The organism is Candidatus Thermoplasmatota archaeon (assembly GCA_035540375.1).
In the GTDB taxonomy this organism is placed as follows: Archaea; Thermoplasmatota; SW-10-69-26; order JACQPN01; family JAJPHT01; genus DATLGO01.
Genome location: DATLGO010000071.1, coordinates 1 through 23,568 on the forward strand (window position 1 = coordinate 1; position 23,568 = coordinate 23,568).

Here is a 23,568-nt window from a genome sequence, read left to right on the forward strand (position 1 = left end):
GCCCCGGGGGTGGGGCGGGGGGTGGGAAAGGGTTGCGCCTTCGAACCGCGCGGCCTACCGGCGTCGGGACTGGACGACGCGCGCGAGGACGAAGACGCCCGCCGCGAGGCCGAAGACGACGAACGGGAGCGCGGCCGAGACGAGGTCCACGGCCGGCTCGCCGGTCGGCGGCGCGGTACCGTTCGCGAGGTCGGCCGTTCCGTTCGGGCTCACTTGTTCACCGCGTTTCCGAGCTCGCCCGCGCGGCGCGTGGCGGCCTCGACGGCGTCGATGAGGAGCGCCCTCAGGCCCCCCCGCTCGAGGCTGTGGAGGGCCGCGATGGCGGTGCCGCCGGGGCTCGTGACCTGGTCCTTGAGGAGGCCCGGGTGCTGTCCCGTGACCTGCACCATGCGCGCCGCGCCGAGGACCGTCTGGACCGTGAGGGCGTTCGCGACCTGCCTGGAGAGGCCCATCTTCACGCCCGCGTCGGAGAGACCCTCGATGATCTGGAAGAGGTACATCGGGCCGGTGCCGGAAAGCCCCGTCACGGCGTCCATGAGCGACTCGTCCACCTCGACGACGATGCCGACGGACTCGAAGATGGCGCGCGCGACCGCGGCGTGCTCATCGGTCGCCTGCGAGCCGCGGCAGATGGCCGTCGCGCCGAGGTCGACGGTCACGGGCAGGTTCGGCATGGACCGCACGACGGGCGCGCCCTCCGCGAAGGCGGACTCGATCGTGCTCGTCGAAAGGCCGGCCGCGATGGACACGATGAGCTTGTCACGCGTGACGGCCGGCGCGATCTCGTGCGCGACCCGGCGAAGGATCTGCGGCTTGACCGCGAGGATCACCACGTCCGCCCAGGCGGCGCCGGCCGCGTTCGACGCGTCGGTCCTGACGCCCAGCTCGTCCGCGAGCGCCTTCAGCTTGGCCGGCGTGCGGTTCGTCGCAAGGAGGTTCGCGGGCTTTGCCCAGCGCGCCTTCAGCATGCCGCGGATGAGGGCCGTGCCCATGTTGCCCGCGCCGATGACCGCGATCTTCTTCGTCTCCATGCGATCGCTCTCCACCCGTCCTCCGGGTTCATAAGGCTTCCAATCCCTCCCGCGGCCGCGTGAAGCTCACCATCCTGGGGTGCGACGGCGCGGGCGTCCCGACGGGCTCCGGTCATCTCGTCGAGCACGCGGGCACGCGTCTCGTGGCGGACCTCGGGAACGGCGTCCTCGGCGAGCTCGCCCGTCACGCGGACCTCGACGCGGTCGACGGCCTCTTCCTCACGCACCTCCACGCGGATCACGTGTCCGACTTCCCGGCCTTCGCGCTCCTTCGCCGCTTCCGCGGCGCGCGACCGTTCCCCGTGTTCGGGCCGCCCGGGACGCGCGCGCTCCTCGAGCGCCTCGTCGCGCTCTTCCACGCGGACCCCGCGCCCTACCTCGCGCCGTTCGAGGTCCACGAGCTCGCCGCGGGATTCCGCGCGCGCGTCGGATCCCTCGAAGTCGAGGCCGCGCCGGTCGCGCACAACGTTCCCGCGTTCGCGCTCCGCGCGCGCCCGGCCGCGGGCGGCCCGCTCCTTGTCTACACGGGCGACACGCGCGCGGGGCCCGAGGCCCTCGAGGCCGCGCGCGGCGCCGACCTTCTCCTCGCCGAGGCGACGTTCCAGGATCCGCGTCCGGGCGCGGCGGCCGAGCCGTCGCGCGCGCACCACATGACGGCGCGCGAGGCGGGCGCGCTCGCGCGCGGGGCCGCCGCGAAGCGGCTCGTGCTCACGCATCTCACGATGCTCCTCGACCGCTCGGTCTCGACGCGCGAAGCCCGGGAGGCCTTCGACGGTCCCGTCGACGTCGCCTCGGCGGGCCGCGTCTTCCCGCTCTGATCTCCACCCGATCCACCGGAACATGGCTTCGGCGATCCGGGGGAAACCGACTTGACCCGCGATGGCGATGGCGACGCGGTGCTCGACCAGGCCGCCGTCCTCGCGGAGCGCATCCGCAAGTCCTCCTTCGTCAAGGTGGTGACGCACATCGACGCGGACGGCATCACCGCGGGCGCGGTCGCCTCGCGCGCGCTCGACCGCCTCGGCATCGACCACGAGGTCGCGTTCCTGAAGTCGCTGAGGCCGGAGGATGCCGATCGCCTCCTCGACGAGAACCCCGAGACGCTCTGGTTCACGGACCTCGGCGCGGGCGCGGCCGACCGGATGCTTTCCGCCGAGCCGGTGATCTCGGACCACCACGTGCCCGTCGCGCGCGGAACCTACCACCTGAACTGCCATTTCATGGGCGAGGACGGCTCGCGCTACCTCTCGGGCGCCACGACCACGTACCTCGTCGCCCGGGCGCTTTCGGCCGCGAACCGCGACATGGCGGGCGTCGCGCTCGTCGGCGCCGTGGGGGACCTTCAGGACGTGGACGACGGCCGCCTTGCGGGCATGAACCGCGTCGTGCTCGAGGACGCGCGCTCGCACGGGCACCTGACGCCGCTCGTCGACACGCGTTACTTCGGCCGCGAGACGCGGCCCCTCGAAAAGCTCCTCCTCTTCGCCGACGACCCGTGCATTCCCGGCGTCTCGGGTCGGGTCGCGGCGGTGAACGACTTCCTCGCCTCCGTCGGCGTCGCCGCGCGCGCAGCCGACGACGACGCGCGGCGCTGGGTGCACCTCGCGCACGAGGAGCGCCGCCGCGTCCTCTCGGCCGTCGCGAAAAGCCTCCTTGCGAAGGGCTTCGGGGCGCGCGCCGTGCGCCGCCTCGTCGGCGAAGTCTACGTCCTCCCCGGCGAAGCCGAGGGGTCGCCCACGCGCGACGCGAAGGAGTTCGCGACGCTCCTCAACGGCACCGCGCGGTACGGCGAGGCGGACGTCGGCCTCGCCGTCGCGAAGGGCGACCGGGGCGAGGCGTACGAGAAGGCCCTCGTCCTCCTTCGCGGCCACCGGCAGAACCTCGTCGCGGGCATCCAGCACGTGCGCGACCAGGGTCTCACCGAAATGGAGCACCTGCAATGGTTCCACGCGGGAAGCGCCATCCGCGACACCATCGTCGGCATCGTCGCGGGAATGCTCTACAACGGCGAAGGGGTCCGACGCGACCTTCCCATCATCGCCTTCGCCGACGCCGACGACGGCAAGGTCAAGGTGAGCGGTCGCGCGAACCGTCCTCTCGTCGCGGCCGGCGTCGACCTCAGCCGCGTGATGCGCGAGGCCGCCGCGGCCGTGGGCGGGGCCGGCGGAGGCCACGCGCCGGCCGCGGGCGCCACCATCCCGAAGGGGCGCGAGGGCGATTTCCTCGCGGCGGCCGACCGGATCCTCGGCGCGCAGGTGCGCGGCGCCTGACGCGTGCGGGACGCGCGGAGCGAATCGGAAGGCTCTTGAGAATCCTCGCCCGCTCGCGTCGCGGGATGCACATGGCCACCACGCAGGCTCTCACCCGGAAGGTCGCGCCGAAGCGGCGCGCCCCGACCGCCCCCCGGACGTCCACGCTCAAGAGCCTCGCGGCGACGCTCTTCCTCCTCGCTTGGCTCGGGGCCGTCGCGGCCGCCCTCCTCAAGCTCGCGAACCTGTTCACGCTCGCGGTCCTCGCCGCGCTCCTCGCCCTCGGCCTCGGCGTCTTCGCCCCCCGGGCCTCCCCCGCGGCCCCGGTTCCCGAAGCGCGATCGGGCATGGTGCCCATGGGCGCGACCCTGGACGACGCGCCCTTCACGACCTCGCGCGCGCCGCCCCGGCCGATCCCGGTCGAGTCGCGCGCCGCCCCTCTCCGCGCCGCGCCCCCGCGCGCCGTCGCGGTGGACACGAAGCTCCGGCCCATCGACCGGCCCGCCGAGATTCCCGCGCCGCGCGTCCTCCCCCGCTCGACCGCGGGCCTTACGCACGGCAAGTGCGGCGGCTGCGGGGCGACGCTCACGCTTCCCGCGACCCGGCCCATCCAGGCGACGTGCCCCGGGTGCGGCCGATCGAAGCTCCTCGTCTGATCAGGGCCGAGCGGCCCGGTTGAACGCGACCTCGCCGCGGGCGACCGTCTCGCCGCGCATGTTGAGCCACGTCGCGGAGGCGACGACCGCGTCCGCGTCGCTCGACTCCACCTCGAGGCTCGCGGTCACGGTGTCGCCCGCGAGCACGGGGCGACCCGCGCGCCGGACCGTCGCCGAGGCGAGAAGCCACGACGGGTGCTCGCGCGCGAACGCGGCGGCCGCGAGACCGAGGAGGGTCGCGAGGGGGACCTCGCCCGCGGGCGCGACGGGCCGCGACGCCGCCTGGTCGAGGAGCCCGCGGCCCGCCGCCGTGAGCGTCAAACCGAACGTCGCGCGCGCGCCGACCCTCGGGCCGGGCGTCGAGCCGAGCTTCACGCCTCGCCCCCCGCGAGCGTGAGCGTCCCTTCCCCGAGGTCGCGCCCGTCGGCGCGCCACGCCACGCGGGCGCGCGTGGCGCTTTCGAGCACGAGCGAGGTCTCGAGCGTCTCCCCGAGGCGCGCGCGGTCGCGCCACGTCGCCTCGAGGCCCACGACGGCCGCGCCGGGTCCCACGACCTCGAGGGCGAGCGCCTCCGCGAAGGCGGCGAGGAGCGCGGGGGGCGCGACGCGGCCGCCGAGGGGCTCGGCCTGCGCGCGGTGGGCGTGGGCCGGGTGGAAGTCGCCCGTGGCCCCCGCATACCAGGTCGCGTGGGATTCGTCGAGAAGGGTGGTCGCGAGGTGGCGGCGGACGGGCGCGTTCCCGAAGAGGTCCACGCGGCGCCAAGGACGCCTCGCGCCAAGGCCTTTTCCCGCCCTCGTTTCCGTCAGGGGTGACAGCGGGCCACGCGAAAGGCTATCCGCCCGGGATGGGTCCCCGGGTCCATGTCGCGGCTCCTCGTCCTCGCCCTCCTCGTGCTTCCGATCGCCCTTGCGGGTTGCGCCTCGCCTCCCCCCGTCGCGGAGAACGACGACGTCGACCCGAGCGAGAAGAAGGGTCTCTCGGGCGGCAACAACACCCTCAACCTCACGCTTCCGGAGCCCGTCGAGCTCTCGGTTTCGACGGCCGGCCAGTACCCCGTCAACCCCGCGTTCGCGCCGAAGACGCTCTCGGCGCCCGCGAACGCGACGGTCGTGCTCGTCCTGAAGTGGGCCGACACGCTTCCCCTCTTCGGCCACGACTGGGTCCTCGAGGGCGTGGACGGCGCGAAGACGAAGGTCATCAACTCCGGCCAGACGAACGTCACCTTCGTCGCGCCCGCGCCGGGCGCGTACAAGTTCTTCTGCAGCGTCAGCGACCACCGCGCCCGCGGCATGGAAGGCGCGTTCACGGTCGCTTGATTCAGAACACGCGGTCGTGGACGTAGTCCAGGAGACGCTGCAGGTCGCGCGAGAACGCGCGCGGGTTGTCCGACACCTCGCGGTTCTCGCGCCACACGCTCTCCACCCACGCGTGCACGTCGAGCGATGGGTGCGCGACGAGGTCGCGCCGGAAGAACGTCGCCATCTCGGGCGAGGGGCGCGCGCCCATCTCGCCGAGGTGCTCGCGGCGCAGGCGGTCGTGGTCCCGCTTCGCGAGCTTCGGGTGCTCGGCCACAAGGTCGGCCGCGCACGTCGGATGCACGGGCAGCTCGGAGGCGAACACGGCGTACTCGAGCGAGGCGCCGCCCTCGAACACGTCCTTGAAGAGGGCCCGGGTGGGCTCGCCGCACGCGGCGCAGGTGTCGCCTTCCGCGTGGAAGCCCGCGACGAAGGCGCCCTCGAGCGCCTTCTCGGCGTTCTCGATGAAGGCCTTCTTCTCCTCCTCGTTCAGCTCCTTCGCGCGGCGTCCGAGCATAAGCGTCACCGCGAGGTGCGGCTGGAGGGGCTTGAGCGTCTCGACGTCCGCGTCCTCGGCCTCGACGCGCTCGAAAACCAGGTCCGCGTGCTCGTGGTCCTCGTGGTCGTGGTCGTGCGCGTGGTGCTCGTGGTGGCCGTGCGCCATCGGGTTCGCCATCCCCGGGCCGCTATTTGGCGTCAGCGGTCCGGACCCGTGTATTCCAGCACGTAGAGACCCGTCCCGCGCTCCGTCGCGACGATGACGGTCCGTCCCGTCGCGGGGTCGTCGTACCACCTCGCGTCGTAGGCGTTCGGCAGGTACGCGATCGGGAAGTTGGGCGTCTTCCGCCACACCTTGCCCGCGAACGGCTCGTCTTCGTGGCCGTGGGGAAGGTAGAACCCGACGGCGCGCGCCGCGGTGGGGTCGCTCACGTTCAGGACCCAGACGCCCGCATGGTAGTGGGCGACCGCCATGAGGTCGCCGCGGAAGTCGAAGTTGTGCGGCGAGAAGATGAACGGCATGTCGTTCTCGACCGCGCCGGGCAGGCGCCATGCGCCGATCTGGCGGAGCCTCGCGGGATCAGTCACGTCGTACGCGCGGAACCAGCCGGGCTCGCCCGGCGACTGGTCGATCTCGGGGCCCGACCAGGCGACGATGCGGCCGGCGCGCGGCGTGGGGTCGGGTCGGAAGAAGTGGATGCGGTTGAGGGCGCTCGGCTTCGGGTCGTCCCAGACGGAAAGCTCGCGCGGCCGCGCGGGGTCGCTCACGTCCACGGTGATGGCGCCGCAGTCCCAATGCGAGACGTAGAGGATCTCCTGCTTCGTGACCGGATGCGGCTCGACCCAGACGTCGTGCGGGAAGCAGCCCTGGCTCGTGCGCGCGGCGACCGAGGGCGCGTAGCGGTACTCGGCGACGCGCACGAGGCGCATCGTGCCGCCCACGTCCTCGAAGCGCGCGATCCCCACCGCGTTTCCGGTCGGCGTCGTGTACACCGTGCCGTCGGGCGTGCCGCGACGCAGCGGCTGCTCCGTGAAGAAGAGCCAGCCGACGCCGCCGATCTCGCGATAGAAGATCGTGTGGCTGCCGAGCACCTCGACGGGCATGAAGCTCTCGAAGCGAGGCTTCGCGGGGTCCGACACGTCCACGACCTGGATGCCGTAGCCGGTTCCGCGCGCGGGGTCGGCGACGAGGTCGACCGCGCCGGGCTCGCGCTGGAGGTTGAGGAAGAGCCACTTCCCGTCGGGCGTGACGCGCGTCTCCTGGCTCGCGCCGCCCGCGGTCTTGTACTGCGACACGAGCCGGGGGTTCGCGGCGTCCGAGAGGTCGACGACGACGAAGCCCGCGTACGCGCCGTCCGTCGCGACGAACGCATGATGTCCATGGATCCAGAAGCCCGCGAAACCTTCGTTCGGGAACGCTTCGGGAATGAGCGGGTTCCACGCAACAAGCCGCATGTTCGCGCGCTCGGTATGCAACGACGCGTCCTCGTGGTCGTGCGTCTGGACGATGGGTTCGCCGATGATGTCGAGCGTGGGCGCGGGCGCGGGAACGTCGACGACCGCGAGGCAGCCGGCGAGGGCGAGCGCGCACGCGACGGGGAGGGTGGCCGGACGCATGGACGATCGGCCGTCACCGGGCGTCGGTCGCCAAAAGGCTTGTGGTGAACGTTAAGGCGCGCGAGCGCCTTGCGCCGCGCGATGGCGGATCTCCGCGTGCGGCACCGCGCGCGCATGCGCGAAAAGGACCTGAAGCAGATCAACGACGCGCTCGCGGCGCATTTCGGCCTCGCGGCCCCCCCGTTCCCCGCCTCGACCGAGCGCGCGGACGCGGGCGATGCCTTCGACGTGCTTCTCGCGGGGGGTCGGGCGATCGGCATCATTCTCAAGAACCAGAACGATCGCCCCGCGCTTTCGGTGCGCGGCCTGCTTGCGAACCGTCCGACCCGCAAGCACGTGACCGTCGACCTCGGAGCCGTGAAATTCGTCGCGAACGGCGCGGACATCATGGCGCCCGGCATCGTGGAAGCGGATCCCTCGATCGTCGCGGGCGATCTCGTCTGGGTGCGCGACGAGAAGAACGGCCAGCCCCTCGCCCTCGGGGAGGCGCTCGTCGCGGGGCCCGCGATGCCGCGCGGTCCCAAGGGAAAGGCCGTGAAATCCATCGCGTACGTCGGCGACCCGCTCTGGAACCTCGAAGTCTGAAGGATGGAATCCTTTTAGCCGCCCTCACCGATGAGGGGCTGTGGTCGAGACCTGCATCGCGTGCGGCGAACGCGCCGTCGTCTTCGTGGTCGCCAACAAGTGGCGCTGCAAGAAGTGCGGGAAATACTTCGACTGGACGCAGATCCGCGGCCACAGATCCTGAAGGCGGGTTTTCCCTCACGTCTCACGGACGAGGATAGCGGAGGGGTCCGCCCGGCCGCGGCTCTCCGTTTCGAGTCCCGTTCCATCCGGTAAAACAAGCCTTCGCCGCGTCCCTCGCCGAAGATTCCATGCGGCCGATTCATTCGGGTCCGCGCGCTTTTTCCTCCCGGCCGAATTCCCGGGATTTCCGGCGGTGGGCGAAGCGGCCGGGCGACCGCTTCGGTTCGGTCTCCATGAACGTTCCACAATGCACAATGAAACCGCGGTGACACCCTCGGGTTGGTGACTCGATGGTCCGAAGAACCGGAACTGCAATGATCGTCGTCGGGTTGGTTGTGCTCTCCGTGAGCGTGGCCGGCCTGGCGGTGGCCCAGAATGGCACGGGGAATGGCACGGGGAATGGCACGGGGATCACACCTCCCACGTTCCCGACGCAACCGACGTCCGGAGACGGGGGCCGATCCGACGACGGTCGGTCCGATGGCGGCGTCTCCATCGACGACATGAACCGCGACCGCGACGGCGCCCATGCGGAGCTGTGCGACGGCGACGGGGAGGGCGATGGCGTGCTGCCCCAGATCCAGGACCGCTCGTCCGACCGCGAGGTGAGCGAGGACTCGAGCCAGGACGTCAGCCTGGACCAGGATGACGTGCTTCTCGGCCTTGCGCTCGCGAACAACGGCGCGAGCGACGTCTCGATCGAGGAGCTCCTCGACGTCAGCCGCGACCGCACCCGCACGGACTCGGTCGACCAGACCACGAACCTCGACGAGGACAGCGTCTTCTCGGCGCTCGCGCTCGGCGTGACGGGGTCGGCGGACAACCTGAACACGCTCGCCTGCGTGAGCGACATCAGCTACACGCGGACGACGACGGAGAGCATGGACCGCTCGATCGACCTTGACCGCGACACGGTGCTTCTCGGCATCGCGCTTGCGAACTCGGCCGGCAGCGAGCTCTCGGTCCGCCAGCTCGCGAGCATCGACCAGTCGCTCGAGGTCTCCGAGGAAGTCGACCAGGACGTCGACATCGACGAGGACGACACCTTCCTCGCCCTCGCCCTCGGCCTCGGCGGCAGCCGCTGAGCAAGCGAGCGATCGACCCGGGAGCCCTCCGGGGCTCCCCCCCTTTTTCCATTTTCTCTCTCCTCCGCAGGCAACGTCGCTCGTTACTTCGCGCCGCGGCCGTCCGCCCACCCGGGTGCGGGGCCGGCTTTTCGAGAAGCGTGACGGAATCGCCTAACGCTGCAGGCTTCCGACGTCGGAGGCCATGGCGCGCATCACCGTCGCCATCGCGATCACGGCTTCGATCGTCCTCGCCGCCGCGGGCTCCGTTTCCGCGGCGACGTCGGCGAACATGAACGTCCGCTTCACGTCGCCCACGACGGCCGAGGTGGTGATCGAGCAGCGTTGGGACGGGCAGGACGCGGCGGACTTCCGCCAGTCGCTCGACGTGCTCTTCGGCAATCGGGACGGGCGTCTTTCGAGCGAGGAGATGGCCGCGATCCTCGAGAACGCGAAGGGCGACGTGGCGGGCCGCCGGGCTGTGAATCTCTACATCGACGGCCAGGCGGGCCTCATCGGCTCCGACGCCACGGTGGACGCGGAGAACGCCGTGGGCTCGGCGGCCACGACGACGCCCGTGACGCTGCGTCACCGCCTGCCGGTCACGTTCGACGGCGCCTCGTCGCCCATGACGTTCAACGCGACGCTCTTCAGGGGCGGCTCGTTCGAGCTCACGGCGCCCGACGGGTGGCACGTGGCCTCGGCGGAAGGCGTGAGCGGTCTCGAGATCAAGGAGGACGGTCGCCGCGTCGCGGGCGGCAACGCGAGCGAGAACGCGGTGGTGCGGATCACCCTCGCGGAGGGCCCGGGGCAGCCGACCAACGACGGTCCCGCGGAAGTCCTCGGGGGCGACGGCGGGTCGATGATCCCGGTCGTCGGCATCGTGGTCGTGGCCGTCGCGGCGCTCGCGCTCGCGGGCGTCGTCGCGGCGCTTCGCCTGCGCCGTCGACCCTGATCGGGGTGACTCGTGGAAGCCGCGACGCTGCGGACGTGGGTGGCCCTCGGCCTCGCGGGCGTCGCGGTGGCGGGGGGCGCCGTCGCGTCCTACCATTTCGGCCTCGTCCCCGGCGAGGCCGCGTCGCCTCCCGCCGCGGCGAGCGGTCCGGCGCCCGCCTCCGGCGCGGGCGGCCCTTGCCTCGGCGGCAACGAGACGCTCGCGGCGAGGGCAGGGTTCCTGCCGGGGGAGCTGAACGCGACCATGGTGGTGCGCGAGGCGTCCTGGCAGAACGTCAGCATCGATCCGACGACGGCGCTCGCGGTCGCGGCGCTCGCCCGGGGCGGGGTCGCGATCGATCCGCAGGACTTCTACGATCGCGAGACGCGCCGCGCCGAGGTGTGCGAGATGGACCGCGAGGCGCGCCTCGATCCCGATTCCGTGAGCGCCGCGCTCGCGCTCGGTCGACGGGACGGGGCGATCGTGGACCTCGTCGGCGAGACGCGACGGTTCGTGCTCGTGGAGCACACGTCGTTCCAGCGCGTGCGCATCGGCGTGGACACCGCGCTTGCGGCGCTCGCCCTCGACCGCGCGACGAACGGCTCGGGCGTGGATCCGCTCGCGATCGCGACGTTCGACCGCGACGCCTCCGCGCGCCGCGTCGAGGAGCGCTCGGGCCGCGTGAGCGAGGCCGACGCCCTCCTCGCCGTCGCGTTCAGGGGCTCGTGATCCCCGCACCCGGGCCCGGACCCGGACCCGGTCCCGACGCCCGGACCCGGACCCGGACCCGGACCCGGTCCCGCCGCCCGAATCCCGGTTCCCGGTCCCGACGCCCGGACCCGGACCCGGTCCCGGTCCCGAGTCCCGGCGCCCGGTTCCCGGTCCCGGTCCCGCCGCCCGGACCCGGACCCGGTCCCGAGTCCCGGCGCCCGGCGCCCGGCGCCCGGTTCCCGGTCCCGGTCCCGCCGCCCGAATCCCGGTTCCCGGTCCCGAATCCCGACGCCCGGTTCCCGGTCCCGGTCCCGGTCCCGGTCCCGAAGCCCGGACCCAACCTCCCGGATCCTCGACCGCCTCCATCACCTTCATGTCGGAGGTCCGGGGTAGCCTCACCGATGAAGCCGAAGGCGCTGCTCCTGCTCTCGGGCGGTTTCGACTCGCCGGTGGCGGGCCTCGTGGCGAAGGAGCAGGGCTTGGACCTGGAGGCGATCCATTTCGGCCTGGAGCCGTTCACGGACCGCTCGCCCGAGGAGAAGGCCCTCGCGCTCGCGTCGAAGCTCGGGGTGGCGCGGGTGCACGTGGTGGAGGCGGGGGTTCCGTTCTCGGAGATCGCGAGCCAGGGCTCTCGCCGGCTCTACTTCGTGCTCTCGAAGCGGATGATGGCGCGCGTCGCGTCGAAGCTCGCGGCGCGCGAGGGGTGCGGGTGGCTCCTCACGGGCGAGAACCTGGGGCAGGTTTCAAGCCAGACGCTCGCGAACCTGGCGCTCATCGACCGCGCGGCCTCCGTCCCGGTGCTGCGGCCGCTCCTCGGCTACGACAAGCGCGACATCATCGAGGAGGCCCACCGCGCGGGCACGTTCGAGATCTCCAAGGGGCCCGAGATGTGCGACGTGCTGGGTCCGGACGACCCGGCCACGGCCGCGCGCGAGGACGAGGTCGCGGCGGCGGAGGCGCGACTCGATCTCGCGAAGCTCGAGGAGGCCTGTCTCGCCTCGATCCGGATCGTGCCCGTCACAGGATCGATTTGAGGCGGTCCGCGTGGCTGCGCTGCGTGGCGGCGAGCGCGCGCAGCCTGCGGGCGAGGTTCTCGTTCGGCGCCTTCTCGGCGGCGCGCTCGAGGATCTGCGCCTCGTCGATCTTCATCTCGACGAAGCTCGCGACGATCTCCTCGGCGGGAAGCCCCTTAGGCGCGACCGGGGGAGCCTCGCGCTCGGGGCGGTGCCACGCGGCGAGGACGTCCTCGAGGTCGGCGCGCATCTCCTGGCTCGCCGCCGCGACGGCGTCGACGAGGCGGCGGCCTTCGTCGTCGGGGGCGATCGCGCGGAGGCGGCGGAACGCGCGCGCGCCCATGCCCTCCTCGAGCATGAGGAGCATCCGCAGCTCTTCGAGGGCGCGCTCCTCGGTGACGGTGACCTTCGGCGGCATGGGTTTCCTCACGGAGGCTCGGCGGGCCGGTATTATCGGGTTCTGGTGCAACGGTCGACGCGGGACGGCCGCGGCCTTCGGAACCTTTAAGGGAAACCATCCTTTAGGCGTGGCCATGTCCGAGCTCGTCGTGGACGAGGAGCAGCGCCTCCGCAAGCTCTGGGAAGCCTACAAGGCCCAGGAGGAGGAGCTCGCCCGCGCGAACGAGAAGCTCGAACGGGCCGAATCGCTCCTGGCCGAGCGCGACGCGGCCGCCGCCGACGTCGCGCGCAAGGTCGACCTCGCGGAGGAGCGGGCGCGCGAGCTCGACCGCAGGCTGGCCGAGCGCGAGAGCGCGATCACGGCCCTCGAGGAGGAGCGCGACGCGCTCAAGGCGCTCGAGACCTACCGGGACCGCGTCGAGGAGCTCACCGCCGCGTACGAGCGCGAGCGCGAGCGGCTCGCGAAGCTCTTCGTCGTGTACGAGGAGACGGTCGCCGAGCGGGACGCCCTCGCGGCGAAGCTCGGCGAAGCCGCCCGCGCCGGCTGATTCAGCGCACGCCCGCGCCGGGCGGGATCTCTCCGGCCGGCGTGAGCGGCGCGACGAGGTCGCCCGACTCCGCGGCGAGGACCATGCCCTGGCTCTGCAGCCCCCGGATCTCGCGCGGCGCGAGGTTCGCGATCACGACGACCTTCTTCCCGAGAAGCTGCTCCGGCTTCACGTGCTGCCGAAGGCCCGCGAGGATCTGCCGCGTCTCGGTGCCGAGGTCCACCTTGAGCACGTAGAGCTTGTCGGCCTTCGGGTGGTTCTCAACGCTCGTGACGAGGCCGACGCGGAGGTCGAGCTTCGCGAAGTCGTCGATCGTGACGGTGGGCTTCGCGGCGGGGGCCGCGGCGGGCGCGGGGGTCTGCGTCATGGGTTTCGACTCCTCGGTGGGCAGGTCCGTGGTCTCGATGCGGCGGAAGAGCGGCGCGGGCGTCCCGAGGGCTTGGCCCGCGGGGATGTCGGCGAGCGCATCGTCCCACCGAGCGTTCTTCACGTCGCCCCTCTCGCCGAGCGTCGTCCACACGGTCGACGCGCTTGCGGGGAGGAAGGGCGCCGTGAGGACGGCGAGGGCGCGCACGAGGCGCAGCTGGACGTGCAAGACGGTCGCGAGGCGCGCGGGATCGGTCTTCGCGAGCTTCCACGGCGCGGTCTCGTCGACGTACTGGTTGCCCTTCTGCGCGAGCGCCATCACCTCGCGGAGGGCCTTCTTGAACTCGCAGCCGGCGAGGTGCGCGGTCACGGTCGCATGCGTCGCGGCGATGGCGTCCACCATCGCGCGGTCGCTCGCCTCGAGCGCGCCCGCCCCTGGGACCGCCGCGTGGTGCTTGCGCGTGAAGCTCAGGACGCGGTTCACAAGGTTGCCGTAGGTGCCGAGCAGCTCGTCGTTCACCTTGGCCTGGAAGTCGTCCCACGTCCAGCTCGCGTCGCGCCCTTCGGGCATGTTGACCGTGAGGTAGTATCGGACGGCGTCGGCCTGGAACTTCGGGACGACGTCCTTGACCTCGATGAGGACGCCGCGCGACTTCGAGAACTTCGCGCCCGCGAAGTTCAGGTACTCGTTCGCGGGGACGTCGTGCGGGAGATTGTACCTCGCGCCCTGGCCGTCCGAGTAGCCCATGAGCATCGCGGGCCAGATGATGGTGTGGAAGGGCACGTTGTCCTTGCCGAGGAAGTAGTACGACTTCGTGGCGGGGTCGAGCCAGAAGCGCTTCCACGCGTCGGGGTCGCCGGACTTCGCGGCCCACTCCTTCGTGGCGCTCAGGTAGCCGATGACCGCTTCGAACCACACGTAGATGCGCTTCTTCTCCCAGCCCGCCTCCGGGATGGCGACGCCGTACTCGAGGTCGCGCGTGATGGGGCGGTCCTTGAGGCCCTCCGCGAGCCAGTTCTGGGTGAAGTTCACGGTGTTCGCGCGCCAGCCTTCGCGTCCTTCGATCCAGGCCTTGAGGCGGTCCTCGAAGGCGCTGAGCCTGAGGAAGTAGTGCTCCGTCTCCCGATACTCGGGGGCGACGCCCGTGAGCTTCGAGCGGGGGTTCCCGAGGTCCTGCGGATCGAGGATCTTGCCGCAGTTGTCGCATTGGTCGCCGCGCGCGTCCGCGAAGCCGCAGTGCGGGCAGGTTCCCTCGACGTACCGGTCGAGCAGGAAGCGCTCCGCCTTCGGATCGTAGGGCGAGACCATCGTCTTCGCGTAGACGGCGCCCTCGGCGACGAGGGTCCGGAAGACGTCGTGGACGACGGCCGCGTGGTTCGCGGTCGCCGTGCTCGTGAAGAGGTCGAACTCGATCGAGAGGGCCGCGAGGTTCTCGATGTGGACGCGGTTGTACTTCGCCGCGAGGGCCTCGGGCGTCATGCCCTCCTTCTCCGCCCGGACGGTGATCGGCGTCCCATGCATGTCGGACCCCGACACCATGACCACGTCCGACCCGCGAAGCTTGTGGAAGCGCCTGAAGATGTCGGGCGCAAGGAGGCTTCCGGCCACGTGGCCGAGGTGGAGCGGGCCGTTCGCGTAAGGCCACGCGACGGCGACGAGGATGCGCTCCCGGGGCGGGGTCATCGGCCGCGGGAAGGGGTGTTCCGCCCATAAGTCCGTCGACCGCCGACCGGAATATCCTTATGTCCGCGGAATGACTCCCAGTTATCGTGCCCCTGACGATGCCTTCGCCCCAGGAGCTGCGCGCCTTCCGGCTCCGGCTTGGCCTCACCCAGGCCGAGCTCGCGCGCGCCGCGGGCGTGAGCCAGCCCCTCATCGCGCGCATCGAGAAGGAGACGGTCGACCCCCGCGCGAGCACCCTCCGGTCCATCGTCCTCGCGCTGAACCGGGCCGAGCGCAAGGAGGTGCTCATCCGGGACGTGATGGTGTCGCCCGTCCTCAGCGCGAAGGCCACCGACACGGTCCACGACATCATCCGTCTCATGCGCGAGAAGGGCATCAGCCAGCTTCCCGTCGTCTCGAAGGGCGTCCCGGTGGGCTCGGTGAGCGAGCGGCAGATCATCCACGCGCTCGGCGTGGCGCAGGACGCGGAGGCCGTCGGGCGCGAGCAGGTGCGCGACATCATGGGGCCGCCCTTCCCGACCGCCGCCCCGGACACGAGCGTCGGCCAGGCCTACGCGCTGCTCGAGGACCAGCCCGCGCTCCTTGTCATGGACCGCGGTCAGCTCGTCGGGCTCGTCGCGAAGTCGGACGTCCTTCGCCTCGTCGAGCGCGCGCCATAGGTGGGGCCATGCCGACACATGCCTTCCGCGTCGCGGCGCTCGCCCTCCTCTTCGTCCTCCTCTCGCCCGTCGTCGCGGCGGCGGCCCAGGTCGAGATCCTCCGTGTGGACCACCCGGACCTCGTCCTCGCCGACCGGAAGTTCCCGCTCGTCGCGGAGGTGCTGAACCTCGGCGAGGAGACGATCCGCGTCGCGCTCTACGCCGCGCTCTACGGCGGCCCGGGCGGCCCGTGCGGGGGCGAGGGAAGCGAGCGCTTCCGGGGCTTCATCCACACACGCGTCGGGCTCCTCACCCTCGCGCCCGGCGCCTACGGGACGCTCGCGCCCGCGGGCGACGAGCCGTGGTGGATGTCGATCCCCGTCGCATCCACGCGCGCGCGTGAGGAGCGCGTCGAGGTCTGCGTCTTCGCGGCCGACCACGAGGCCACGGCCGGACGACCGATCCAATGGCTCGATCACGCGAGCGTCGAGATGCGCCTGCGCGCCGCGAACGATCCTCCGACGGTCCGCATCGAGAAGGCCGAGCCCGTGGAGGGATCGCCCGCGCGCTTCCGCTTCGTCGCCGCCGCGCAGGATCCCGATGGCGACGCCGTGAAGGTCGAATGGGACTTCGGCCGTTACGACGCCACCGGCCGGGCGCGCGGAAAGGGATTCGAGGCCTTCCACACCTTCTATCCGGCCGGGCGGTACGTCGTGACCGCGAATGCGAGCGATGGATTCGACGTCGCGTCGGCCACGGTCGCGATCGAGGCCGGCGAGGACGTCGCGCGGCCGGGCGCGACGGACGACGCGCCGCCCCGGCCCCCGTCGCTCGTCCCGGTTCCCGCGGCGGCGCTTGCCGTCGTCGCGGTCGCGGTCGCCTCGCGCCTCGCACGACGACGCTGATCAGGGCGTCTCGGTCGCCGCCGTCGCCGAGGCGGCCGCGCCGCGCGGCCGCGTCACGAGCCAGATGCCGAGGAGCACGAGGGCGCCGCCTGCGAGCACGCCCGCGGTCGGCGTCTCGTTGAGGACGAAAAACGCGAGGAGGGTGCTGCCGACGGGCTCGCCGAGGATGCTCGTCGCGACGACGGGCGCCGTCACGAACTTGAGCGCCCAGTTGATGACCGTGTGGCCGAGGATCATCGGCACGATCGCGAGCGCGGCGAAGACCATCCAATCGCCGAGGCCCCAGCCGAAGAGCGGGCCGCTCGCGGGCGGCGGGAAGGCGAGGGCGAGGACGAGGAGCGTCGCTGCGCAGGAGGCGTAGACGGGCACGACGTAGGCGAGAAGCCCGAGACGCCGCCGGTAGCCGCGGCCGGCGAGGAAATACGCGGCGGCGGCGAGCGCGCCGACGAGCGCGAGGGCGTCGCCGAGGATGGGATCGGTGCCGGGCGCGCCGGCGTCGGTGAGCGCGATGAGGCCGCCGCCCGCGAGCGCGACGAGGACGCCGACCCAGCCCGAAGCCGGCAAGCCCTCGCCGTAGAGCCGCGTGGACGCAAGACCCACGACGACCGGATGGAGCGTCACGAGGAACACGCTCGAGGCGACGCTCGTGAGGTAGAGCGATTGGATCCAGGCCGCGAAGTGCACCGCGAGCACGACGCCCACGAGCGCGAGGCCCGCGAGCGTCCGCCGATCGAGGCCGAGAAGGTCGCGGCGCGCGAGGACGAGTCCGGCGGGCGCGAGGATCGCGACGGCGAACGCGAGACGCCAGAAGGCGACGACGAGGGCGGGCGCGTCCGCGAGGCGCACGAGGATCGCCGCGGTGCTCACGGCCGCGATGCTGCCGGCAAGCGCGAGCGCGACGGCGCCCCGCGAGGGGGCGGCTACGATGCCCAGGCCTCCGCGAGCGCCTCGTACGCGACCGAGGCCGCGGCAAGGTCGTCGAGCCGCACGCTTTCGCGGCTCGTGTGGGCGAGGGCGCGCTCGCCCGGACCCAGGATCACGATGTCCCAGCCCGCGCGCATGAAGCGGCTCGCCTCCGTCCCATACGGCAGGCCCACGGCCCTCATCGGCCGGTGCGCGCGCGCGAGCGCCTTCTCGCACGACGCGACGAGCGCGCTCGACGACGCGGTCTCGAAGGGCGGGTGGCTCGAGATGGGCGTCACCTTGGCCTCCACGCCGGCGTCGACGAGCGCCATCCTGACGGCGGCGAGGACGTCGCGCTCGCTGCGGGGCGGGAGGTAGCGGATGTCCACCTCCGCGCGGGCGCGTTCGGGCACGACGTTCACCTTCGTGCCCGCTTCGAGGCGACCGACCGATAGCGTGGGGCGTCCGAGGAGCGGGTGCGTGCCTTTCATCGACATGGCTTCGAGGGCGAGCACGGCGCGCGCGAGCCCGGAGGCCGCATTCACGCCCTGCTCGGGCATCGAGGCGTGCGCGCTCCGGCCCTCGACCTCGACCGCGAGCCAGAGCACGCCCTTCTCCGCGACGCCGACCTCGAAGTCCGTCGGCTCGCCGACGACGACGGCTTCGACGCCCGCGAGGCGGCCCGACGCGAGGAGCGCCTCGGCGCCCGCCATCGTCGTCTCCTCGTCGGTCGTGAGCGCGATCGTCATCGGAAGGTCGCGCCGGGCCTCGGCGAGCGCGAGCCAGCACGCGACGGCGCCGAGCATGTCGCTTGCGCCGCGGCCCCATACGCGCCCGTCGGCCTCTTCGCCGCCGAACGGATCGCGCGTCCAGGCTTCGCCGGCCGGGACGACGTCCACGTGGCCCGAGAACAGGAGGCGCGAGCGCCCGCGCCGGAAGACCGCCGCGTTGCCGTCCGCAACGGCGGCCGTCTCGAACCCGGCCGCTTCGAGGGTCGCGCGCGCGAGGGCGAGCGTCGCGGCCGCGTCGCCCGCGCGACCGGCGCGGATGAGGCGTGCGAGATGGGCGGGCGCGTCCACGCGCCGCGAAGGCCGCGCGCGTCCTTCAGCCTTCCGCGCGGTAGCGCCAGCCGTTGCGCATCGGCTCGATGAGGCCCGAGCGGTAGAGCGTCGCGAGGTTCGCGCGCAGCCGCTCCGGCGCCGCCGGGTCTCGCCGGGCGTCGAGCCCGAGGTCCACGAGAAGGTCGCCTTCCGTCCAGACGCGCGGCTTCCCGTCGGCGCCGCGCAGGCTCGTGAGCACGACGAGGAGCCTCGGCGCGAGGTCCGTCGAACCCACCTCCCCGCCCGCGCGGGCCGCTTCGCGGGAGCGCGCCTCGGCGCGCAGCTGCAGCACCTCGGCCTGCGTGCTCTCGGCGAGCGCGGCCATGCGCTCGAAGCGCTCGCGCCAGTACTTCGCCTCGGCCTCGGCGTGGCGGAGCGCCTCGCTCGCGCCCGTGCCGGGGACGAGGTCGCCTTTCGCCGCCGCCACGACGTAGGCGCTGAAGCTCAGGCCGGCCGCGTCCGCGCGCGCCTGGATGGCGTCGCGGTCCGCGCCGTCGCGCAGGTACAGGCTCGCGACGAGGGGCGCGGGGCGCGGACGGGGCATATCCTAGGATCATGGCAGGAAGATATGGAATTTTGTATGGATTCCTGGGCAAGGCCTTATCGAGGCCCAGCCGGCTGGTTTCCCCCATGGCCGCTCCCCTCCTCTACAATGGCGTCCTGGGCCCGCGCGCGACCGCCCCCTCCGTCGCTCCCGCGCCCATCCCGGGCGAGGACGCGCTCCCGCCGAGCGCGCGCGCCGTGCTCGCCGCGGTCAGGGCGCGCCGCGGTCTCGACCACCGGGGCCTCGTCGAGGAGGCGCACCTGCCCGCGCGCACCGTGCGCCACGCGGTCGCGCGGCTGAAGTCGGAAGGCCTCGTGACGTCCCGCGTGTCGCTTCGGGACGGGCGGCGGTCCCACTTCTTCCCGGTCGCGGATCAGGAGACGTCGACGGCGACCTCGTAGGCGACGGACTGCGATCCCGAGTACGTATGGACGGAGACGTACCACCAGCCGGCCCGCGGCGACGCGAGCGCGCAGGCCTCGTCGCTGTCCTTCTCGTACGGCCGGCAGTCGTACATGCCCACGTACGGCTTCGCCCCGTGGCGGACGTAGAGGTCGAGGTCGGGGTTGCAGCCGATGAGCCCGCACGGATTCCCATCGAGCGTCGCGGCGAGCGCCGAAGCGCCTTCGCCGACGAGGATCTTCCAGTGCCGCCACGTCCCTGAGGACCCGCTCGCGGCGGTGACGACGTCGCCCGAGCGCAGCGTCGGCGTCGCCGGGTCCGGATCGAAGGCGACGCTCACGGTCCGCGACGTCGTCGCCGTGAGGCCGGTCGCGTCGGTCACGGTGAGCGTCACGGTGTATGCGCCGTCCTCGGCGTACGCGTGCGTCGCGCGGGCGCCGGCGCCGTCCGGCGTCGCGTCCCCCCACGACCAGGACCAGGCGACGATGTTTCCGTCCGGATCGGTGGAGCACGCGGCGTCGACGGTGAGGTTGCGCAGGAAGACGCTCAGGCCGAAGCAGGCGACGGGCGGCCTCGGGGGCGGCGTGGGGACCTCGACCACCCGGGACGTCGCATGCGTCGCGCCGCGATCGTCGGTGACGACGAGGTCGATCGTGTAGGTGCCCGCCGCGGCGTAGACGCGCGAGGCCCGAGCGCCCGCGCCCGTCGCGCCGTCGCCGAAGCGCCACGACCACGCGACGACCGTGCCGTCCGCGTCCGTCGAGCAGGCGCCGTCCACGTCGACGCGGCCCGGGCCGGGCGTCGCGGAGAAGCACGCGACGGGCGGCGCGTTCGGCACGTTGCGGTCGGCGGCCTCGACGACGGCGGCGCGGGCGTCGACGAGCCCGTAACCGTAATCGCGGTCCCAACCCGCGGGTCCCTTGTCCTCGCTCGTCGCGCGGAGGATGTCCTCGACCTCGCGCCACGTGAGCGACGGGTTCGCGGCGCGCATCATGGCCGCGATGCCTGCGACCATGGGCGTCGCCATGCTCGTGCCGGACATCGTCGTGTAGCTCGAGGCCGTGTTGTGGCGCGCGCTCGTGATGGACTGTCCGGGCGCCGCGACCTCCGGCTTCTCTTCGTCCCGGGTGTCCGCGTCGCCGTCGGATTCGCGCGGGCCGCCGTTCGAGAAGGAGGCCTTCGTGTCGTCGGACCGCGAGATCGTTCCCCGATCGTTCACGGCCGCGACCGTGATCGCCTTGTCCGCGGATCCGGGCGAGACGATGTTGTCCTCGAGGATCGGGATGTCGTGGTTGCCGGCCGCCGCGACGACGATGATGCCGCGGTCCGCGGCGCGGTTGAGCGCCATCGCGTCGCTCGACGTGCCGTCGTCCGCGAAGGTCCCGCCCAGGCTCAGGCTCATGACGTGCACGTTGCAGCGCGCTCGGTTCGAGATGACCCACTCGATCCCGCGGAGGACGGACGAGCCCGAGGACGATCCGCTCGACGACAGGACCTTGACGTCCACGAGTCCCGCCTCGGGCGCGGCGCCCGCCTGGGCGCCGTACGGGAACGCGCCGACGCCGCCGTTACCGACCGCGGTCGCGGCGACGTGCGTGCCGTGGCCGTGGTCGTCGTCGGGGTCGCCTTCGGTCGACGTGAGCGCGTTGAAGCCGCACACGCGCTTGCCCTTGAGCGCGACGTGGATCGCGTCGTCCGCGCCCGTGTCGAGGATCGCGACGTTCACGCCGGCGCCGCGCGCGCCCGGGCCGTCCCACGCGCCGACGGGGTAGGTCGGCGAGGCGCGCGCCTTGATGGCCTTGACGCCGACGTCATTCGTCGCGCGGTACACGAGCTCCATCTCGATGCGCGCGACGCCGGGAAGCCGCGCGGCCGCCGCGAGCGCCGACGGCGCGAGGGCGCCGGTGACGCTGTCGACGTAGCGCGCGCGGTAGTCCGTCGCGAAGCCGAGCGCTTCGAGCGCGCGGACGTCCGCGTCGGTCGGGCGGTGGTCGAAGTCGACGACGATGCGCACCGGCTCGGCGCCGGCCGAGGGGAGACGGTCGTCGATGCTGTCTCCGTCGCGGTCCCACATCCAGGCGACGCTCCACATCCCGCGCGACGCGCCCGGTTCGCGCGCGTCGAGGGTCGGGGCCGCGACGTCGTGGGCGACGGCGGCCGGGAGGGTGAGGAGCGCGGCGGCGAGGACACTCAGGAGGCGGAGCATGCGTCAGACCGTCGCGTGGTAGCCCTTGACGCGGGGTAAACCTGTCGGCGTCCCCGGGGTTCGTGACGCCTGGATCCGGTGGAATCAGGCCCGGCCCTTCGCGACCTCGGCGCCCTTCGCCGCGGCTTCCGCGACCGCGGCGACGAGGCGATCGGCATCATCGGCGCCGTTGTAGAGCCCCGCGCTCGCCCGCACGGACCCGTCGACGCCGCGGGCCGCGAACCAGGCGTGCGCGCAATGGTCTCCGGATCGGACGAGGACGCCGTGGCGGTCCGCAAGAAGGATCGCGACCTCGTCCGGGTCGAGGCCCGCGACGCCAAACGCGGTCACGCCGCCGCGCTTCGCGGGGTCGCGCTCGCCGAGGGTTGCGACGCCCTCGATGTCCCTGAGCGCCCGCGCGACGCGCGCCGTGAAGGCGCGCTCGTGCCGCTCGATCGCCTCGAGGCCGATCGATTCGAGATAGCGCACGGTCGGCTCGACCGCGACGAGCGAAGCGTAGTTCTGGAGGCCCGCCTCGAAGCGCCCCGCGCCGTCGAGGAGCCGGTGGCCCTCGTAGGTCACGCCCGCGACGGTGTCGCCGCCCGTCATGAACGCGTCGAGGGACGCGAGGGCCTCCTCGCGCGCCACGAGCGCGCCGACGCCGGTCGGGCCGTACATCTTGTGGACCGAGAGGGCGTAGAAGTCCGCGCCCATCGCCTCCACGTCGACGCGCATGTGCCCCGCGGCCTGCGCGCCGTCGACGAGCGTGCGCGCGCCCGCCGCGCGGGCAAGGCGCGCGATGCGGTTGACGGGAAGCGTCGCGCCGTCGAGGTTGGACGCGTGCACGACGCTCACGAGCCTGACGTCGCCCGCGGCGAGGCGCCGATCGAGGGCGTCGAGGTCGAACGATCCATCGGGGCCGGAAGGAAGGACCTCGTGGCGGATCCCGCGGCGGCGCGCGGCGACCTGCCACGGGACGAGGTTGGAGTTGTGCTCGCGGTCGCTCGTGAGGACGACGTCGCCCTTCTCGAAGGGGAAGGCGTGCGCGACGAGGTTGATCGCCTCCGTGCAGTTCTTCGTCCACACGACGGACCCCGGGGAAGGGGCGCCGACGAGGCGCGAAAGCGCGGCGCGGCCGGCCTCGACCCGCCGCGCGACCTCGTGCGAGAGGTCGTACACGCCCCGCCCGCCGCACACGGGCGTCTCCTCATACCACGCGCGCACCGCGTCGACGACCGGCCGCGGCTTGAGCGTCATGCACGCGTTGTCGAGGAACGCGGGCGGGTCGGGAAGGGCGAGCGGCGCGAAGTCGTCGCGGAGCTTCGCCGGGAGGAATCCCGCGGTCACGTCGCCCACCCCATCGCCTTCATGAACTCGGCCTGCGCGCGCCGCGCGTGGTCCTCGTACGGCGTCTTGACGAGGATCTTGCCGGACTCGAAGACGCTCATCTCCACGGGGCCGACCTTCGCAACGAGGATGATGCCCGCGTTCGCGAGCGTCGTGAAGCCCGACCGCTCGAGCGTCGCCTGCACGCGCGCGAGGTCGAGGCGCATCCGCTTCTCGGGGACGGCCTCGTAGCCGGCGCGGTTGCGGCAGAGCTCCAATACGGAGTAGCGCGGCGCCGGATCCATGTCCATCGCACCGTCGCCTTTCCTATAAAGCCTGACCCAAAGCGAAGGCGTTAAGGCCGGCCCGCCGCCATCGAGGCCGGGATGCACTGATGCCTGAGTTCCAGCACCTTCTCGCTCAAGTCTTCGAACGCCGGGGGTACAGCGTGGCCTTCGGGTCCGCCCTCACCGGCAAGACGGGCACCTCCTACCAGGTGCCCCTCCTCGCGCGCTCGGGCGGTCTCAGCCTCGCGGTCCACTGGAAGACCGACGCGCCGCTCACGGCCCAGGAGGCGGCCGCCTTCTCGGGCGCCCTCGACGACCTCGGCCTCTCCGGCGGCGTGCTCGTCGCCTGGGGCGGCGCCGACGCGGCGGCCGCGCAGACGGCCCCCGGCAAGATCGAGGTCTGGAACACCGCGCGCGTCGCGGCGGAAGTCGGCGACGCGATCATCCACGCCGCGCTCGCCCCCGC

29 protein-coding genes are annotated in these 23,568 nt (G+C 72.6%); 15 read left to right on the forward strand and 14 right to left on the reverse strand.

The window, feature by feature from the left end:
- Positions 1-54 precede the first annotated feature (54 nt).
- Both VM889_08635 and proC read right to left on the reverse strand, forming a co-directional pair.
- A complete protein-coding gene (locus VM889_08635) occupies positions 55-213 on the reverse strand; it encodes a hypothetical protein (protein ID HVL48607.1) in 159 nt (52 codons plus the stop codon).
- Positions 210-1,031, reverse strand: coding sequence for a pyrroline-5-carboxylate reductase (gene proC / locus VM889_08640; GenBank protein ID HVL48608.1), 822 nt, complete (start codon positions 1,029-1,031; stop codon positions 210-212). The genes VM889_08635 and proC overlap by 4 nt, the downstream gene beginning before the upstream one ends.
- A 59-nt stretch (positions 1,032-1,090) precedes the next feature.
- Here proC and VM889_08645 point away from each other — a divergent pair, with 59 nt between their 5' ends.
- From VM889_08645 to VM889_08655, 3 genes are all read left to right on the forward strand, one after another.
- Entirely contained in the window at positions 1,091-1,849 is a 759-nt protein-coding gene (locus tag VM889_08645; protein ID HVL48609.1) for an MBL fold metallo-hydrolase, read from the forward strand.
- Positions 1,850-1,900: 51 nt separating this feature from the next.
- Positions 1,901-3,301, forward strand: coding sequence for a DHH family phosphoesterase (locus tag VM889_08650; GenBank protein HVL48610.1), 1,401 nt, complete (start codon positions 1,901-1,903; stop codon positions 3,299-3,301).
- A 65-nt stretch (positions 3,302-3,366) separates the two neighbouring features.
- Entirely contained in the window at positions 3,367-3,936 is a 570-nt protein-coding gene (locus VM889_08655) for a hypothetical protein (GenBank protein HVL48611.1), read from the forward strand.
- Here VM889_08655 and VM889_08660 read toward each other — a convergent pair whose 3' ends face one another.
- Together VM889_08660 and VM889_08665 are read right to left on the reverse strand one after the other, a co-directional pair.
- Positions 3,937-4,311, reverse strand: a complete 375-nt coding sequence (locus VM889_08660) for a hypothetical protein (protein HVL48612.1) — start codon at positions 4,309-4,311, stop codon at positions 3,937-3,939. It lies immediately after the preceding gene.
- Entirely contained in the window at positions 4,308-4,688 is a 381-nt protein-coding gene (locus VM889_08665; GenBank protein ID HVL48613.1) for a hypothetical protein, read from the reverse strand. Before VM889_08665 ends, VM889_08660 begins: the two co-directional genes overlap by 4 nt.
- Positions 4,689-4,796: 108 nt before the next feature.
- Here VM889_08665 and VM889_08670 point away from each other — a divergent pair, with 108 nt between their 5' ends.
- Positions 4,797-5,252 (forward strand): cupredoxin domain-containing protein, encoded by a 456-nt coding sequence (locus tag VM889_08670; GenBank protein ID HVL48614.1) that lies wholly within the window; start codon positions 4,797-4,799, stop codon positions 5,250-5,252.
- 1 nt (position 5,253) lies between these two features.
- Here VM889_08670 and VM889_08675 read toward each other — a convergent pair whose 3' ends face one another.
- Positions 5,254-5,907 carry a hypothetical protein gene (locus VM889_08675; GenBank protein HVL48615.1) on the reverse strand — a complete coding sequence of 218 codons (654 nt, stop codon included), beginning with the start codon at positions 5,905-5,907 and terminating at the stop codon, positions 5,254-5,256.
- A gap of 20 nt (positions 5,908-5,927) precedes the next feature.
- Entirely contained in the window at positions 5,928-7,346 is a 1,419-nt protein-coding gene (locus VM889_08680; GenBank protein ID HVL48616.1) for a hypothetical protein, read from the reverse strand.
- 69 nt (positions 7,347-7,415) lie between these two features.
- Between VM889_08680 and VM889_08685 the strand changes: the two genes are divergently transcribed.
- The 6 genes from VM889_08685 (at position 7,416) to VM889_08710 (ending at position 11,836) form a co-directional block, all read left to right on the forward strand.
- Positions 7,416-7,931, forward strand: a complete 516-nt coding sequence (locus VM889_08685; protein ID HVL48617.1) for a PUA domain-containing protein — start codon at positions 7,416-7,418, stop codon at positions 7,929-7,931.
- Positions 7,932-7,971: 40 nt separating this feature from the next.
- Positions 7,972-8,094 (forward strand): hypothetical protein, encoded by a 123-nt coding sequence (locus VM889_08690; GenBank protein ID HVL48618.1) that lies wholly within the window; start codon positions 7,972-7,974, stop codon positions 8,092-8,094.
- A 502-nt stretch (positions 8,095-8,596) separates the two neighbouring features.
- Positions 8,597-9,178 carry a hypothetical protein gene (locus VM889_08695; protein ID HVL48619.1) on the forward strand — a complete coding sequence of 194 codons (582 nt, stop codon included), beginning with the start codon at positions 8,597-8,599 and terminating at the stop codon, positions 9,176-9,178.
- A gap of 184 nt (positions 9,179-9,362) precedes the next feature.
- Positions 9,363-10,112 (forward strand): hypothetical protein, encoded by a 750-nt coding sequence (locus tag VM889_08700; GenBank protein ID HVL48620.1) that lies wholly within the window; start codon positions 9,363-9,365, stop codon positions 10,110-10,112.
- A gap of 12 nt (positions 10,113-10,124) precedes the next feature.
- Positions 10,125-10,820 (forward strand): hypothetical protein, encoded by a 696-nt coding sequence (locus VM889_08705; protein ID HVL48621.1) that lies wholly within the window; start codon positions 10,125-10,127, stop codon positions 10,818-10,820.
- Positions 10,821-11,203: 383 nt separating this feature from the next.
- Entirely contained in the window at positions 11,204-11,836 is a 633-nt protein-coding gene (locus VM889_08710) for a hypothetical protein (protein HVL48622.1), read from the forward strand.
- Here the strand turns inward: VM889_08710 and VM889_08715 are convergent.
- The gene (locus tag VM889_08715) at positions 11,820-12,233 is read right to left on the reverse strand and encodes a hypothetical protein (protein ID HVL48623.1); all 414 of its coding nucleotides are present in this window, start codon (positions 12,231-12,233) and stop codon (positions 11,820-11,822) included. The genes VM889_08710 and VM889_08715 overlap by 17 nt on opposite strands.
- A 115-nt stretch (positions 12,234-12,348) precedes the next feature.
- Here VM889_08715 and VM889_08720 point away from each other — a divergent pair, with 115 nt between their 5' ends.
- Entirely contained in the window at positions 12,349-12,762 is a 414-nt protein-coding gene (locus VM889_08720; GenBank protein HVL48624.1) for a hypothetical protein, read from the forward strand.
- 1 nt (position 12,763) lies between these two features.
- Here VM889_08720 and metG read toward each other — a convergent pair whose 3' ends face one another.
- Entirely contained in the window at positions 12,764-14,812 is a 2,049-nt protein-coding gene (gene metG, locus VM889_08725; GenBank protein HVL48625.1) for a methionine--tRNA ligase, read from the reverse strand.
- Between the two features lie 86 nt (positions 14,813-14,898).
- Between metG and VM889_08730 the strand changes: the two genes are divergently transcribed.
- Together VM889_08730 and VM889_08735 are read left to right on the forward strand one after the other, a co-directional pair.
- Complete coding sequence (locus VM889_08730) at positions 14,899-15,471, forward strand: CBS domain-containing protein (GenBank protein HVL48626.1); 573 nt, start codon at positions 14,899-14,901, stop codon at positions 15,469-15,471.
- An 8-nt stretch (positions 15,472-15,479) separates the two neighbouring features.
- The gene (locus tag VM889_08735) at positions 15,480-16,355 is read left to right on the forward strand and encodes a PKD domain-containing protein (GenBank protein ID HVL48627.1); all 876 of its coding nucleotides are present in this window, start codon (positions 15,480-15,482) and stop codon (positions 16,353-16,355) included.
- On the opposite strand, the gene VM889_08740 is transcribed toward VM889_08735, so the two are convergent.
- Genes VM889_08740 through VM889_08750 form a run of 3 tightly spaced genes read right to left on the reverse strand, consistent with a single transcriptional unit; the run spans position 16,356 to position 18,902 of the window.
- Positions 16,356-17,288, reverse strand: coding sequence for a DMT family transporter (locus tag VM889_08740; protein HVL48628.1), 933 nt, complete (start codon positions 17,286-17,288; stop codon positions 16,356-16,358). It lies immediately after the preceding gene.
- Positions 17,276-18,337 (reverse strand): M20 family metallopeptidase, encoded by a 1,062-nt coding sequence (locus tag VM889_08745; GenBank protein HVL48629.1) that lies wholly within the window; start codon positions 18,335-18,337, stop codon positions 17,276-17,278. Before VM889_08745 ends, VM889_08740 begins: the two co-directional genes overlap by 13 nt.
- A gap of 25 nt (positions 18,338-18,362) precedes the next feature.
- Positions 18,363-18,902, reverse strand: a complete 540-nt coding sequence (locus VM889_08750; protein ID HVL48630.1) for a hypothetical protein — start codon at positions 18,900-18,902, stop codon at positions 18,363-18,365.
- Between the two features lie 86 nt (positions 18,903-18,988).
- Between VM889_08750 and VM889_08755 the strand changes: the two genes are divergently transcribed.
- Entirely contained in the window at positions 18,989-19,303 is a 315-nt protein-coding gene (locus tag VM889_08755; protein HVL48631.1) for a transcriptional regulator, read from the forward strand.
- Here the strand turns inward: VM889_08755 and VM889_08760 are convergent.
- The 3 genes from VM889_08760 to VM889_08770 all read right to left on the reverse strand — a co-directional run bounded on the left by VM889_08760 (position 19,276) and on the right by VM889_08770 (position 23,120).
- Positions 19,276-21,510: a S8 family serine peptidase gene (locus VM889_08760; GenBank protein HVL48632.1), complete on the reverse strand. Its 2,235-nt coding sequence runs from the start codon at positions 21,508-21,510 to the stop codon at positions 19,276-19,278. The two genes, VM889_08755 and VM889_08760, sit on opposite strands and share 28 nt — an antisense overlap.
- Positions 21,511-21,594: 84 nt before the next feature.
- Entirely contained in the window at positions 21,595-22,845 is a 1,251-nt protein-coding gene (locus VM889_08765) for an aminotransferase class V-fold PLP-dependent enzyme (GenBank protein HVL48633.1), read from the reverse strand.
- Positions 22,833-23,120 carry a hypothetical protein gene (locus tag VM889_08770; protein ID HVL48634.1) on the reverse strand — a complete coding sequence of 96 codons (288 nt, stop codon included), beginning with the start codon at positions 23,118-23,120 and terminating at the stop codon, positions 22,833-22,835. Before VM889_08770 ends, VM889_08765 begins: the two co-directional genes overlap by 13 nt.
- Before the next feature lie 89 nt (positions 23,121-23,209).
- On the opposite strand from VM889_08770, the gene VM889_08775 reads away from it, so the two are divergent.
- The coding region (locus VM889_08775) for a restriction endonuclease (protein HVL48635.1) at positions 23,210-23,568 on the forward strand (359 nt) is incomplete at its 3' end.

Excerpts from the sequence above, each read along its gene's own strand:
- proC (HVL48608.1), bottom strand. The coding sequence starts at position 1,031 with ATGGAGACGAAGAAGATCGCGGTCATCGGCGCGGGCAACATGGGCACG.
- VM889_08655 (HVL48611.1), top strand. The coding sequence starts at position 3,367 with ATGCACATGGCCACCACGCAGGCTCTCACCCGGAAGGTCGCGCCGAAG.
- VM889_08670 (HVL48614.1), top strand. The coding sequence starts at position 4,797 with ATGTCGCGGCTCCTCGTCCTCGCCCTCCTCGTGCTTCCGATCGCCCTT.
- VM889_08675 (HVL48615.1), bottom strand. The coding sequence starts at position 5,907 with ATGGCGAACCCGATGGCGCACGGCCACCACGAGCACCACGCGCACGAC.
- VM889_08680 (HVL48616.1), bottom strand. The coding sequence starts at position 7,346 with ATGCGTCCGGCCACCCTCCCCGTCGCGTGCGCGCTCGCCCTCGCCGGC.
- VM889_08695 (HVL48619.1), top strand. The coding sequence starts at position 8,597 with ATGAACCGCGACCGCGACGGCGCCCATGCGGAGCTGTGCGACGGCGAC.
- VM889_08700 (HVL48620.1), top strand. The coding sequence starts at position 9,363 with ATGGCGCGCATCACCGTCGCCATCGCGATCACGGCTTCGATCGTCCTC.
- VM889_08710 (HVL48622.1), top strand. The coding sequence starts at position 11,204 with ATGAAGCCGAAGGCGCTGCTCCTGCTCTCGGGCGGTTTCGACTCGCCG.
- VM889_08715 (HVL48623.1), bottom strand. The coding sequence starts at position 12,233 with ATGCCGCCGAAGGTCACCGTCACCGAGGAGCGCGCCCTCGAAGAGCTG.
- VM889_08720 (HVL48624.1), top strand. The coding sequence starts at position 12,349 with ATGTCCGAGCTCGTCGTGGACGAGGAGCAGCGCCTCCGCAAGCTCTGG.
- metG (HVL48625.1), bottom strand. The coding sequence starts at position 14,812 with ATGACCCCGCCCCGGGAGCGCATCCTCGTCGCCGTCGCGTGGCCTTAC.
- VM889_08735 (HVL48627.1), top strand. The coding sequence starts at position 15,480 with ATGCCGACACATGCCTTCCGCGTCGCGGCGCTCGCCCTCCTCTTCGTC.
- VM889_08750 (HVL48630.1), bottom strand. The coding sequence starts at position 18,902 with ATGCCCCGTCCGCGCCCCGCGCCCCTCGTCGCGAGCCTGTACCTGCGC.
- VM889_08755 (HVL48631.1), top strand. The coding sequence starts at position 18,989 with ATGGCCGCTCCCCTCCTCTACAATGGCGTCCTGGGCCCGCGCGCGACC.
- VM889_08760 (HVL48632.1), bottom strand. The coding sequence starts at position 21,510 with ATGCTCCGCCTCCTGAGTGTCCTCGCCGCCGCGCTCCTCACCCTCCCG.
- VM889_08770 (HVL48634.1), bottom strand. The coding sequence starts at position 23,120 with ATGGATCCGGCGCCGCGCTACTCCGTATTGGAGCTCTGCCGCAACCGC.